Here is a 13,661-nt window from a genome sequence, read left to right on the forward strand (position 1 = left end):
GACGTAATTTAGTCCAAAATCACATCAATTCCTAACGAATGAAACGAATTGTAATCTTTGCATCGGGCAGCGGGTCCAATGCAGAAAATATTATCTCATTTTTTCGTGAAAAACCAGATACAACCGTTGCCGCAGTGCTCACCAACAAGAGTTCGGCAAAGGTTCTTGAACGATGCGACAGACTCGGCGTGCCTGCCTTTTATTTTAACAAACCTGCCTTTAGGGACTCGGATACCGTTGTTCAATTGTTAAAAGGCCTGCAGGCAGATTTAATCGTGCTGGCAGGGTTTCTCTGGAAAATACCATCTAATCTTATCGAAGCTTTCCCCGACAAAATCGTCAATATTCATCCGGCATTGCTACCTAAATATGGCGGAAAAGGCATGTACGGGGACAGGGTACATCAAGCCGTGAAAGAGAATAAGGAGTCCGAAACGGGCATTACCATACATTATGTAAACGAAAATTATGATGAGGGCGCCATCATCTTTCAAGCCAAAACCGACGTTGTTCCTTCGGACGATGCAAATTCCATTGCCCAAAAAGTGCATCAACTCGAATATGAACATTTCCCTAAAGTGATAGCAAAACTATTGTCCTAATGGCCAAAAAGAAAAAGTTTTATGTAGTGTGGCAGGGCAAACACCCGGGAATTTTTGAGTCTTGGAAAGATTGTAAGGCCCAGATTGAGGGATATAAAGGCGCCCAATACAAATCCTTCGCCACATTTGAAGAAGCCAAAAAAGCCTATAACGGCAACTACATGGATTACAAGGGAAAATCCAAAGGCAAAAGTGAACTTACTCCAGAAGAACTTCTAAAAATTGGGGACCCCAATTATAATTCCATTGCCGTGGATGCGGCATCGAGCGGAAACCCCGGTAGAATGGAGTATCGGGGTGTGGACACCAAGACCAAAAAAGTGCTGTTTCACCAAGGTCCGTTTGAGCAGGGCACTAGCAACGTTGGAGAATTTCTGGCCCTAGTGCATGGACTGGCTTTTTTACAGCAGAAAAAGAGCGATCGTATCCTGTATTCCGATTCCCGTATCGCCATCGGGTGGGTTCGAAAGAAAAAATGTGGCACAAAATTGGTCAAAACCGACAAAAATGCCCAACTGTTCGAACTTATTGAACGTGCCGAGAACTGGCTTAAAAAAAATCGGTTCAATACTCCGATCGTTAAATGGGAAACCAAGGCATGGGGCGAAATACCCGCCGATTTTGGGAGAAAATAATCCGTTTCTCGAACAAAGAAGCCATTTTTTGATAATTGGAACATCCATACCGTATATTTGCAGCAAAAATTAGGGAATGGGCAAATTACTGATCGTGGGAACCATGGCTTTTGATGCCATTGAAACACCGTTCGGGAAAACTGGAAGAATATTGGGAGGCGCAGGAACCTTTATTGGTCTGGCCGCATCACAGTTTAAAATAGACGCAGCCATAGTATCCGTAGTGGGAGATGATTTTCCACAATCTTATATGGATATCTTAAAAAACAAGGACATAGACCTTTCGGGCGTAGAGGTTGTAAAAGGGGGCAAAACCTTCTTTTGGCAAGGAAAGTACCATAACGACCTCAACTCCAGGGATACTTTGGCCACCGAACTCAACACTTTGGCGGACTTTGACCCCGTTGTTCCCAGTGATTATACCGATGCCGACATTGTAATGCTCGGCAATCTTCACCCTAACATCCAACTGAGTGTAATTAATCAGATGGAAAAACGACCAAAGCTTATAGTTTTGGATACCATGAACTTTTGGATGGACAATACCTGGGATGAATTGATGACCGTGATTTCAAAAATCGATGTCATTACCATAAATGATGAAGAGGCGAGACAGCTCACCAACGAGTATTCCTTGGTCAAGGCTGCCGCCAAGATTCAGGAAATGGGTCCCAAATATGTGGTCATCAAAAAGGGAGAGCACGGCGCACTTTTGTTCCATAAAGAAAATATCTTTTTTGCCCCGGCGCTACCGTTGGAAGAAGTTTTTGATCCCACTGGCGCAGGAGATACTTTTGCCGGAGGCTTTGCAGGCTATTTGACAGAGGCAGAAAACATTTCTTTTGAGAGCATGAAGAACGCCATCGTCCATGGATCCAACCTGGCATCGTTCTGTGTGGAAAAATTTGGCACGGACCGGATGGTCGATTTAAAAAAGAGCGAGGTCGAGGCCCGCTTGGCACAATTTAAAGAGTTGACGCAGTTCAATATTGAATTAACCTAATGTTTGCCCTGAAAATTTTGGGGCTTTTTTTATTCAGTTTGTTATGAGTGATCCCATTAAGCACGAATGCGGAATATCGTTGATCCGTTTGCTTAAACCCCTGGAGTACTACAAAGAAAAGTACGGTACGGCTTTTTACGGTGTAAACAAGATGTACCTAATGATGGAAAAACAGCATAACCGCGGACAGGATGGAGCCGGTTTTGCGAGCATAAAAATGGACATGCAGCCCGGTGAGCGCTATATGAGCCGGGTTAGATCTGCAGAACAGCAGCCCATTCAGGATATTTTTGCCCAGATCAACAACCGCATCAATACAGCTTTGACAGAAAACCCCGAACGGGAAAACGATGTCGCTTGGCAAAAAAAGAACATTCCCTACATCGGTGAGCTTTTGATGGGACACGTTCGCTACGGTACTTTCGGAAAAAACAGTATTGAGAGCGTACACCCATTTTTGAGACAGAATAACTGGATGCACCGTAACCTGATAGTCGCCGGTAACTTTAACATGACCAATGTTGATGAGCTGTTCGGAAACTTGATAGAACTGGGACAGCACCCCAAAGAAAAAGCCGATACCGTTACCGTAATGGAAAAAATCGGTCACTTTTTGGATGATGCCGTGGCCAAGCTCTACAAGCAGATCAAAAAAGAAGGATACACGAAAAGGGAAGCCTCCGCATTGATCGCAGAGCGTTTGAACGTTGCCAAAATTTTAAGGAAGGCCTCCAAAAACTGGGATGGCGGTTATGCCATGAGCGGACTGATCGGACACGGCGATGCCTTTGTGATGCGAGATCCTGCCGGAATCCGGCCCGCTTATTACTATCAAGATGATGAAGTGGTGGTAGTGGCATCGGAACGCCCCGTGATCCAAACCGTGTTCAACGTTAATTTTGATGATGTAAAGGAATTAGATCCAGGCCACGCCATTATCATTAAAAAGAGTGGTTCCTCGGCCCTAAAGCAAATTTTGGAGCCCACCGAGCGCAAAGCCTGTTCCTTTGAACGCATTTATTTCTCCCGTGGCAGTGACAAGGAAATCTATCAAGAAAGGAAACTACTGGGAAAACTTGTATTCCCGGAAATATTGAAGTCGATAGACAACGATTTGGAGAACACTGTTTTCTCCTATATTCCCAACACGGCGGAGACCTCGTTCTTTGGGATGGTGAAAGAGGCCCAGAATTACCTCAACAAGAAAAAAGAGGAGCAAATTTTGGCCTTGGGTTCAAAAATGACGTCCGAGGAGCTTCACAACATATTGAATATTCGTCCACGTATTGAAAAAGTGGCCATAAAAGATGCCAAACTTAGAACCTTTATCACCCAAGATAGTAGCAGGGACGATTTGGTGACACACGTTTACGATATTTCATATGGATCTGTAAAGCCTACGGACAATCTGGTTATTATAGATGACAGTATTGTTCGGGGAACTACGTTAAAACGAAGTATCCTTAAAATTTTGGACCGATTATCGCCAAAGAAAATAGTTGTGGTGTCCTCCGCTCCCCAGATCCGGTACCCGGACTGTTATGGTATTGATATGGCTCGATTGGAAGACTTTGTTGCCTTTAGGGCGGCACTTGCCCTTCATGAAGAGCACGGAACAACCCATAAAATCAAGGAGATTTACGAAAAGTGTCTAACGCAGACAGATCCATCGAATAAAAATGCGGTGAACTATGTGCAGGAGTTTTACGCTCCATTTTCGGCCAAACAAATTTCAAAGAAAATTGGCGAAATATTAAGCCCCGAAGGCATTAATGCCGAGGTTGAGATTATCTATCAGACCATTGAAGGGTTGCACAGCGCCTGCCCTAAAAATTTGGGCGACTGGTATTTTACCGGAAACTACCCGACTCCAGGCGGTAACCGGGTGGTCAACAAGGCGTTCGTCAACTTTTTCGAAGGCAAAAACGAAAGAGCATATTAAGCTGGCACACGATTAAAGTGCTCATTACTTTGCACTTTATCGATGAAACTAGCAGAATAGCGGGTTTTTATACAATCAGCAGCCCGCAATCCTACTTTAGTATCTGCCATAGCATAAGTAGGTTAAGTTCATGGTAAGATTTGGGGCAAAAAAGGTGGAAGCTATTCCACCTTTTTTATTTTCTGCACTTTAAATCATCCCTATTTTCTTCTGATTTAGCACCTCTACTACATACATTTATGGAAAAACCCCAGTTTTTTTAAGGTTTTCGTCCAATCCATTGTCAAAAAAAGTTGTTAGTTTAGCGGGAACACTACCCCCTTACTTGTACAGCGTAGCAAAATATATGCGCAACAGAGACTGCGTATATCCGTATGTTGTGTGTTTTCAAAGATTCCCCAAGTCTTATTAATTCTTAAAACTTGACAAGTAATGAAACTACTGAAGAAACTACTCCCCGTAATGCTATTGGCCCTTTTGGCCTGGAACTGCGAAAAAGAAGAGACCAACTACCTAGAACCAATCCAAGTAACGGAAGACAGTGTGCAGCTAAAGGCATTGACCATTGATGAGCTGCCCGATTTTTCAAGTTCCATAGCACAGCAGACCTCCAAGGTGGGCTGGGCCTCCAAAAGCGATGGTTCGGACGTGGTGCTGGACGGCAGCCGCGTGCTGGCCGTGACCGACTCCGTGGGGAATACCACCTATTCCCTTCGGATGTACGTTGCGGATACGCCCCATAATGTATTTTACAACGTGGTGGCCAAGCAGACCCACGAAGGGGTACATAACGAGCCCTTTGTGCTGCGCTACGAGGTGGACGAGGACTACTGGCCCGAATATGTGGCGGGGCCACGACAGGAAAAACCGTTCAAGGGCACCATAGGGGTATATACCTTGGAAGCCTTTGGCCTGCAGATGGACCAGAACGGCAAAATGGGCAGCGAACCGGAGCCCTGTTTGAGTGTAAATGCCGAAGGAGGCAACGGTGACAGTGGTAATAGTGGCGGCGGCAGTAACGGAGGAAATGAAGGAAGCTCAGGTTCCGGCGGTGGCGGGAACCACGACCCCGGCAGCTACTACGACTATTGGAACACCTATGCACCGGACAATGGGGGCGGCGGTTCTGGAGCCGGCACCGAACCCTTTGTGGAAGTGGGCGAAGGAAATTTTGGTGGCCCGGGGACCGATGGCATTTTAAAGGCCATTGCGATTATGGGGAAGAGCGCCGACTGCCCGGAGGAGAACACCCTTCTGCCGATTAATGAGGAAGATGATTTTGAAGAAAAAATCGATGACACGGCACTTAAACCATGCCTTAAGAACGTTTTGAATGATTTGAAGACCCTGAATAAGGGAGTTGGATATATTGTACAAAAGTTTGCTGGCAATACCCCGGGCTTTAACTGGGAAGTGAAGGATGGAAGCCTAGGTGGAGCCACGGGATCCACTGACCCACCAGCTCATTACAATCATTCAACTGGTACAATAATCACTACTTTCGATTCACAGGCTTGGAAACAAGCCACAGACCTGTCATGGGCACGAACAATGCTGCATGAAGGAGTACATGCATATTTAGCAGCAGAATTTGCAATCAGCAGGCCAAATTGGATTGCCACTTACCCCCAGATGGTGGCGGAATGGGGAAAATTAAAAAATTGGAATACGGTACATCATGAAGAAATTGCAAGAAGTATTGTGAACGACATAGCCTTATCATTAGAAGAATATGGTCAAAGCAAAGGATATACTTTGAGCAGTCAATTTTATGAAGATATGGCATGGGGAGGTTTACAGTCCACATCTACATTTAATTCTTTAACTCCATCTACGAAAAATAGAATATCTAACGTTATTTCAGTAGAACTTACAGGAAAAAACTTAACAAACACTCCAAGACCTCAAAAAGGTACCAAAGCGGGGTGTTAAAAATGAAATGATATGAGAATAAAAATTATACTTTTTGCTGCAGGGATAGTTTTGACCTTGGCATTTTGTGTAGTAAAAAGCCCAAGCTTAAAATCTATGGGAGAAATCAAACCAAGTTACACAAATGGAGGGGGATACAGATTGAAGAAATTCAAAACCAACGGGGAAAACAGAAGCGGTTTTTCCGTCATCATCAATTTATTAAAGACGGATGGTAGCTTATTTGATTATCAAGCTACTTTAATGTATGGTTGCAATGAATACGTTATTGATAGTGATAAGAAGACATTGTCTCTTGAAAATTCGGACATCCCAACTCAATTTAAAATTATTAGCGTCGGTTATTTTGTTATAGAAACTGAACCGATTTCGTTAAGTAGTAATGATTCAATTGCTATAGACTTTATTATGGCTGAAGACGATAGACCCTTTATCAATTGTGAATGATACGATTTTATACTACAATAGCCAATAAGAACACAAAAAAGGAAACGATGCTGGTTGTTAGAGGGGGGCTTTTGATTTATCTCATCTTTTTTGCTTTCAGCTGCAGACTTGATGAAAACGATACTATTATCAAAGGAAAAGTTATTGATAGTAGAGACTCTCCCATTGAAAATGTCACGGTACTCCTAAAGAATAAAGACTCTTTGGAATATCCTGAACATTATATTCAAGGTGCTATATCTGATAAAAATGGAAAATTCAAACTGGAAATAAAGGGGAAATTAAGTGATTTTGTTCTTTATGTTGGCAAAATAGGATACAAAGATTTGATAATCAAAAATATAAAGTTGAAATTAAAAGACCATGAGGTGGTCTTATTAGAAGATAATTCAGAACATATTGATTATATTCCGAAAAATTGAACTTTTTAGTTATTATTAATATTGGTTAAAAATAATAATGTAGAGAGTTTAAAATCAAATAATATAAAAATACAAAATATACTTTTTACCATTTGCACAATTATACTCTGGTACCGTAGCCAGAGGCATCGGTAAAGACACCGAACCCTTTGTGGAAGTGGGGGAAGTAAATTTTGGTGGCCCCGGGACCGATGGCATATTAAAGGCCATCTCCCTTTCGGGAAAGAGCGCAGACTGCCCCGAGGAGGAAACGCTGATTCCAATCAATGAAGAAGAGGCACTACCTCCGCCAGATTGTGAAAGTTTTAATTATTCACGAATAGGCAATACTAATTGGCAATGTTCGGCGGTTACAGGTGTTCATGAATTATTTACTGTTTTTAATTGGCAATGTATAGGTTATGATTGGGGCATATTTACTCAACCTTTATATTTTCAATTACCAATAAATAATAATTATTCATTAGACTCTGGCTCCACCAAGATTGAGTCCGCAGCCTATCTAGACATGGCTTTTAAAGCATTCGATAGCTGGTATAAAGTAAATGGATGCAATGCGGGCGCTCCAGCATTGGAACAAAAACTGCTTGAATTTATTAAAGATGAATTTGAAGAAAATGGAGGAAATGTTACATTAACTCCTCCTTTAGGTTTTTTAGGTAAGCCAACCGCATACAAAGTTACATGGTCTGGTTATGGAAATTGTGATTAAAAAGAAATAATGTATAAATGAAAACGATATACTTTATTATTGTGACCATTCTATTTTTGGTCGTGATGTACATATTGGGAGTGGAGAAAACCTCCACATCTGCTATGGAATGGAAATCCTTTAAAATGGATCCGAAGATCCTGATTGTTTCGGTTTTGCTATATAGTGCCGCTCTCTATATTTTGTACAAAATAAAAATATAGGTTGGATAATTTCGTAGAACCCACGATCCGCGCAGCTACTATGATTATTGGAACACGTTTGCGCCGGACAACGGGGGCGGCGGTGCCGGAGAAGACACCGAGCCCTTTGTGGAAGTGGGCGAAGGAAAATTTGGTGGCCCCGGAACGGACGGTATTTTAAAGGCCACAACCATTACAGGCAAAAATGCCGACTGCCCCGAGGAAAACACCCTCCTGCCTATTAATGAGGAGGATGAAAAAATCATAAACAACCTTACAGGGAAAGCAAAGTGTGTTTATGATAAGTTGAAATCTAGTAATGGAAATCTATTTAACGAAACTATTGGAGCATTTATTGATGATCCAGAATATAATCTAACCCTTAAAACAGGAAATTGTATCACCACAAATGACGCTTGTACAAATCCTGGAGATCTTAATAACATTGTAATTACGTTAGAAGATGTTAATCAAAGTCCTATTGGGATTGCGGCATTAATTTTACATGAAGCCATACATGCCGAACTTTACCGCTATGTAAGTAGATTTAAATCTGGTGAAGACCCCAACAATAGGGCAAGATTGTTTCAGCTTTATAAGTTTTATAAAGAGCAAGAACTTGGCATAGGGAACATTCAACATGTTTATATGACGGAAAATTATATCAACCCCATCGCTGTCTCACTAAGGAGTTTAGACGGTAATAAGTATCCTTTAGATTATTACAAAAGTTTTGCTTGGGATGGTTTGCGCGAATGGGATGCCAATAATCTCCTCTCAATGGAAATGAACAATGATTACTACAGTTATCGAAATACTGTGATAAATAATTCTAATTTAGACTGTAATTAAAGCTTAATATGAGTTTTTTCTTAGAAAACAGAAGAGCATGTAGCAAATCAATTTTTTTAAAATTGATAGTACTTCCATTATTCCTTGCTGTTATAGGTTGTGCCGATAGCAAATATAAGACCGCAACAAATGATATAATTGTATTGGTTGTGGAAAAGGAAGCTTTTTCTATTCCTCCTTTGCCACCTCCGCGGCCAAATGATGCTGATGAGGCTAATTGGGCAGAATTGCACAAGACGTATGATTCGATAAACGACCGTGAACGAGATGTGAAAATAATACCAACATATTTGGAAGTTGATTTTTCGGAGCTTCCCAAGGATATTCCAAATAAGTATATGATGCTTGGTGAAGAAACAAGTGAAGAAAAGAAAATCGATATAGCTATGCTTAACAAACATAGTAGGCTTAATATAATTCCTGTAGATTCTTTTCTATTTGGAAAGGAAAACAAACAAATAGGAACTCATACGTGGACCTTACAGTTTTCAGATATTTTTTTCAGCAAAAAGGGAACCTTGGCGGCTTTGATTTTAATTAAAAACAACGGAAGTTCTGGTTCTCGTGTTTTTTTGGGCTTGGAAAAAATAAATAATAAATGGAAAATAGCTTTTAAAAAAGAACTTGAAATATCATAAGGCTAAGCTTGTGCATACCTCTTACTTTTTTGCTCAATTAATAAGCAATTATAGGTTTGAACAAGATGTTCGCTCCAAGTTCGGTGGTTTTGGGACTGACGGCATATGGAAAAGGGCACTGACGGGCAAGAACGACGACTGCCCCGAGGAGGATACCTTGTTGCCAATTAATGAGGAGGATGAAAAAATTGATATAGACGTATCCGTAGATCCATGTGTAGAAGGCATTATTAACAAATTAAAAACCAAGGATATGCAAAACCTGACCGTTCCTGACATTGGACAATTGGATGGAACAGGACATTTATCGCAAGGCATCTTGGATTTGTTTGATTCTTCTGGCAATTTTGATTTGGTTTTTAAGGTCGAAGAGGCTGGTTATAGCAATGGTATTCCTAGAACGGCCAAAACACAAAAAACTGAAGGAAAAATGGAATGGACCATTACACTTGATGATGATTATGTGAACAATGCCACACAGCTATCCATAGCCAGATCCATAATACATGAAAGTGTGCATGCTTTTGTTGGAATGATTCTTAATTCTAATAATACATCGGACATGGCCATATCATTGCAAAGTCTTTATACCCATTACAAATCTAACAACCCAGACAAACTAGTACAGAATCTTACACAACATGAATTTATGTCCCAATATGTAGATGCCATGGCAGTTTCACTATCTGTCTGGGACAACAAACAACAGAGTATGGAATACTATAAGAAACTTTGTTGGGCGGGGTTGGAAAGTTCATCAGTCTATCAGGCTCAATTAAATAAAAATGAAATTCAGGAAACTATACAAAATGAAGCTACAAATTCAGTCAATGCAAAAGGTCAAGAGTGTGATTAAAAATCATAATAAACAACTCATTTATATTGGATTACTTATTATATTTCAGTGTTTTAACAGCTGTAAGACTATTTATAATAAAGAGAACCATAAAACTACCAAACACTCTACTAGTAATGGAACCTATTTAAATGTACAATTATTTGACTTTTATAGTAAGACTGACCCCTTGCCCGGATTTATAAATGTAAATGGTATTTATATTGATCCGGATTACAAAAATTTTCATCATATCTTGAAAATTGACCCAGGAAAATATAATATTAAAGGGTACTTTATATCCAAAGAGCCTTCAGTAATAACCGGGTTAAAGATTAATAAAAATGACTCTCTCGTAGTCAAATTATACTTGAAAGACAGTTCAGAAATAATCTGGGATTAACAATACAAATCATAACCTTCTTTTTCATTTAAACAAATTTATTAAGACATACTATTAGCTTGTGGGACAACAAACAACAAAGCATTGACTATTATGAAAATTTGGCGTGGTCAGGTGGTATGCTAGCATCCGATACTTTTGCACAATTATCACTTCAACAACGAACAGCGATTATCAATGCAAACAATGCAAAAGGAGAAAAATGTCCATAAAATGATCTCTAAAGCAAAATCCCTTTTTATGCTCGTCCTTGTCTATTTTGTGACAATGTCATGCAATACCATGAAAATCAATCCCTCGAACGAGGCTTATGAAGTAATAAATTCATATTACGGTTCTAATGGTCAAAAATCATTCGCCAAAAAAACAGTTGACATATGCCAGTATACTAAAGGACTGGACAACCTATCTGCTTGGCAAGAAGCAAATAACGATTTAGGAAATTACGATAGACCAAAAGTTGACTTTCAATCCATGTTCTCCAATGAGGAATTTATTAGTGTTATCAGAGAATTTGTCAATCAGAGTACAGTTCAACAAAGGTTAGATAAAAACAAGCTCAATGGAAACATAAAGCTCAGTCAAAAAGCTAAAAGTAGTATCTCTTTCCCATATATTTTTACCAATAACGGAACTAAGTATGCATTGATGTATGAAGAAACCTATGAAGGCCCAGAAAGTGCTGCTGGAGGAATAACCATATTCAGGTTTGAGGATGGTGCTTGGGAGGATATTTTTTATTTACATCTTTGGATAAGCTGAGGGTAATCAATTGGTAGGCTTCTCATAATCTTATTATTTTCACTTGCCTGCATACTGGAACCCAAATTATGCAGCTGAAAGAAGTGCAGATGCTTTGGCAGGTGCATTTTTCGATTTGCAGAAATGGTTTCAGAAGCAACCTTGCAGTCAAATTAATACGGGTGTACTTGCATTGAAAATGGATCAGTTTATAAAAGAAAATTTCCAAGAAATTGGAGGGCAGGCAACAAGAAATGCCCCTTTGGGTTGGTTAGGAACACCGAGACAATATAAAGAAGATTGGTCGGGTACTGATGATTGTTATTAAATTTATATATGAATTCAATTTCGTGGTATTTAGTTTTATCGTGCTTAATCGCTCAGACAATGGTTATTGATGAAAGTGTTTTATGCAAATCGTTCTCAGATGTGTTTAAAGATTCTACTTATATAGAATTAAATATGAGCAATTCTGTAGATTCTGGTCTAACATCCTACGACTATTGCACAGTTGATGAGATGGCAGGCCAATATCATTTTCTGGGATTTTCTGTAGAAAAGATAGCCGCCAAGGTAAAACTGGGAGAGGATAAAAAGTTCAAAGAAATTCTTCTAATCCTTAAGGTATGGGATGTGGAACAATTTTATCAAAAAGTTGTAGACAAATATGGTATGCCCAATACATCCAGCTTATCCAAATTTTATCTGGAAAAACATGGATTTAAATTACCCGTTGAAGTGCAAAAGGATTCTTTGAGTAAATATTACGAACAAATTCCAAAACCAGAGCTAAAAGACTTCCATGAGATTCAAAGTTTGGCGTGGTACGATATTAACAAGAAAAACAATGGTGTTTTGACCGACCTTTTGATTAAAAATAGGACAAATCCCGCCAACAATTTCCAAGAAAGAGAAATCTGGGTTTCTTTTAAACGTGCTAGGTGATTTATTTTATCATTGCAACCATAGTATTTGTGGTTATTCTTTACATTTTGGAAGTTAAAAAACTTCAACCTCTTCAATGGAATGGGCTCTCAATGTTTTCAAATGAAATACTTTATAAATGAAACAAAAAAAGGTGGAATCGCTTCCACTTTTTTTGTTTTATGCTCCTTTCCCACTCATCCAAATATCCCTTGGTTTTCTTGACATTTATCAATAATCGGGCCTCTCTGAACACTTCAACCCATTTAAGGGAGTTTCATCTAAAAGCTTGGGCACAAAATCATCCCTTGGCTTACATTTGGAGAACCATAGCATAAGTAGGTTAAGTTCATGGTAAGATTTGGGGAAAGAAGCCGGAGCGTGCTCCGGCTTCTTTATGTTTGACTACCAAGGTTTTATCCATTTTATCGATGAACTGCACAATTTCTTTTTTCTTTTAAACGCAAAATATTTTTTAAAACCCTTTGTTATTTTACACAATACCAGTATTTTAGTCTCGCCATAGCATAAGTAGGTTAAGTTTATGGTAAGATTTGGGACGAAAAGGGTGAGGACTTCCTCGCCCTTTTCTATTTTAAAAAAACAGAAACAAAAAAAGCCGTGCATTAAATGCACGGCTTTTTTATTTGGTAATGAACTAGTTCTTATTTGCTAGCTGCATAATTTTCGGAAACTTTGTCCCAGTTGATTACATTAAAAAATGCAGAAATGTAATCCGGTCTCAAGTTTTGATAGTTCAAATAGTACGCATGTTCCCAAACATCCAATCCCAAAATTGGGTATCCTTCGCAAGATACGCCGGGCATGATGGGGTTATCTTGGTTTGGAGTGGAGCATACTTCCACTTTTCCTCCTTTGTGCACACAAAGCCAAGCCCATCCTGATCCGAACTGGGTGGCAGCGGCATTGGAGAATTTTTCCTTGAAAGCATCAAAGGAACCAAAAGCATCGTCAATGGCAGCGGCCAATTCTCCGGAAGGTTTTCCACCACCGTTTGGCGACATTACTTCCCAAAAAAGGCTGTGGTTAAAAAATCCGCCTCCGTTATTTCTAACAGCAGAATTGGACATATCCAGACCAGAAAGGATATCAACGATTCCCTTTCCTTCCAAATCTGTTCCTTCAATAGCGTTGTTCAATTTAGTGGTGTATCCATTGTGGTGCTTGGTATGGTGGATTTCCATGGTCCTAGCGTCTATATGGGGTTCCAATGCATCGTATGCATAAGGTAATTTAGGTAATTCAAAAGCCATAATTATCTTGTTTTTTTAGGTTATTACTTAATTCACGTAAAAATACGAGTTTTAACATTTATATTCCGCTAAAACCATGTTAACATCAGGTAAGGAATCCTTATTTTGCAGGAAAAA

Annotated in this window: 16 protein-coding genes; 15 read left to right on the forward strand and 1 reads right to left on the reverse strand. The window is 39.7% G+C overall.

The genetic code is table 11. From position 1 onward, the window contains the following. Positions 1–38: 38 nt before the first annotated feature. From purN to GVT53_RS16445, 15 genes are all read left to right on the forward strand, one after another. Positions 39–602, forward strand: coding sequence for a phosphoribosylglycinamide formyltransferase (gene purN, locus GVT53_RS16375; protein WP_166249564.1), 564 nt, complete (start codon positions 39–41; stop codon positions 600–602). Continuing rightward, positions 602–1,237, forward strand: a complete 636-nt coding sequence (locus GVT53_RS16380; protein ID WP_166249565.1) for a ribonuclease H1 domain-containing protein — start codon at positions 602–604, stop codon at positions 1,235–1,237. The genes purN and GVT53_RS16380 overlap by 1 nt, the downstream gene beginning before the upstream one ends. Positions 1,238–1,313: 76 nt before the next feature. Then, on the forward strand, positions 1,314–2,240 hold the full coding sequence (locus GVT53_RS16385) for a PfkB family carbohydrate kinase (protein ID WP_166249566.1): 927 nt from the start codon (positions 1,314–1,316) through the stop codon (positions 2,238–2,240). 43 nt (positions 2,241–2,283) lie between these two features. Beyond that, positions 2,284–4,182: an amidophosphoribosyltransferase gene (locus GVT53_RS16390; protein ID WP_166249567.1), complete on the forward strand. Its 1,899-nt coding sequence runs from the start codon at positions 2,284–2,286 to the stop codon at positions 4,180–4,182. Between the two features lie 432 nt (positions 4,183–4,614). Then, positions 4,615–6,114, forward strand: coding sequence for a hypothetical protein (locus tag GVT53_RS16395; RefSeq protein WP_166249568.1), 1,500 nt, complete (start codon positions 4,615–4,617; stop codon positions 6,112–6,114). Between the two features lie 12 nt (positions 6,115–6,126). Continuing rightward, positions 6,127–6,561, forward strand: a complete 435-nt coding sequence (locus GVT53_RS16400; protein WP_166249569.1) for a hypothetical protein — start codon at positions 6,127–6,129, stop codon at positions 6,559–6,561. Between the two features lie 47 nt (positions 6,562–6,608). Then, on the forward strand, positions 6,609–6,983 hold the full coding sequence (locus tag GVT53_RS16405) for a carboxypeptidase-like regulatory domain-containing protein (RefSeq protein ID WP_166249570.1): 375 nt from the start codon (positions 6,609–6,611) through the stop codon (positions 6,981–6,983). A gap of 151 nt (positions 6,984–7,134) precedes the next feature. Next, positions 7,135–7,695 (forward strand): hypothetical protein, encoded by a 561-nt coding sequence (locus GVT53_RS16410; RefSeq protein WP_205791743.1) that lies wholly within the window; start codon positions 7,135–7,137, stop codon positions 7,693–7,695. 17 nt (positions 7,696–7,712) lie between these two features. Further along, positions 7,713–7,898 carry a hypothetical protein gene (locus tag GVT53_RS16415; protein WP_166249572.1) on the forward strand — a complete coding sequence of 62 codons (186 nt, stop codon included), beginning with the start codon at positions 7,713–7,715 and terminating at the stop codon, positions 7,896–7,898. A 114-nt stretch (positions 7,899–8,012) separates the two neighbouring features. Beyond that, a complete protein-coding gene (locus GVT53_RS16420; protein WP_166249573.1) occupies positions 8,013–8,729 on the forward strand; it encodes a hypothetical protein in 717 nt (238 codons plus the stop codon). Between the two features lie 8 nt (positions 8,730–8,737). Beyond that, positions 8,738–9,367, forward strand: coding sequence for a hypothetical protein (locus GVT53_RS16425; protein WP_166249574.1), 630 nt, complete (start codon positions 8,738–8,740; stop codon positions 9,365–9,367). Next, a complete protein-coding gene (locus tag GVT53_RS16430; protein WP_166249575.1) occupies positions 9,354–10,223 on the forward strand; it encodes a hypothetical protein in 870 nt (289 codons plus the stop codon). The genes GVT53_RS16425 and GVT53_RS16430 overlap by 14 nt, the downstream gene beginning before the upstream one ends. Before the next feature lie 568 nt (positions 10,224–10,791). Continuing rightward, on the forward strand, positions 10,792–11,367 hold the full coding sequence (locus tag GVT53_RS16435) for a hypothetical protein (RefSeq protein ID WP_166249576.1): 576 nt from the start codon (positions 10,792–10,794) through the stop codon (positions 11,365–11,367). Positions 11,368–11,410: 43 nt separating this feature from the next. Then, positions 11,411–11,674 (forward strand): hypothetical protein, encoded by a 264-nt coding sequence (locus GVT53_RS16440; protein ID WP_166249577.1) that lies wholly within the window; start codon positions 11,411–11,413, stop codon positions 11,672–11,674. Positions 11,675–11,682: 8 nt separating this feature from the next. Then, positions 11,683–12,291, forward strand: coding sequence for a hypothetical protein (locus GVT53_RS16445; protein WP_205791746.1), 609 nt, complete (start codon positions 11,683–11,685; stop codon positions 12,289–12,291). A gap of 644 nt (positions 12,292–12,935) precedes the next feature. Here the strand turns inward: GVT53_RS16445 and GVT53_RS16450 are convergent. After that, the gene (locus tag GVT53_RS16450) at positions 12,936–13,544 is read right to left on the reverse strand and encodes a superoxide dismutase (protein WP_166249579.1); all 609 of its coding nucleotides are present in this window, start codon (positions 13,542–13,544) and stop codon (positions 12,936–12,938) included. Positions 13,545–13,661: the final 117 nt, after the last annotated feature.

The sequence above is a fragment of the Flagellimonas oceani genome (assembly GCF_011068285.1).
GTDB lineage: Bacteria > Bacteroidota > Bacteroidia > Flavobacteriales > Flavobacteriaceae > Flagellimonas > Flagellimonas oceani.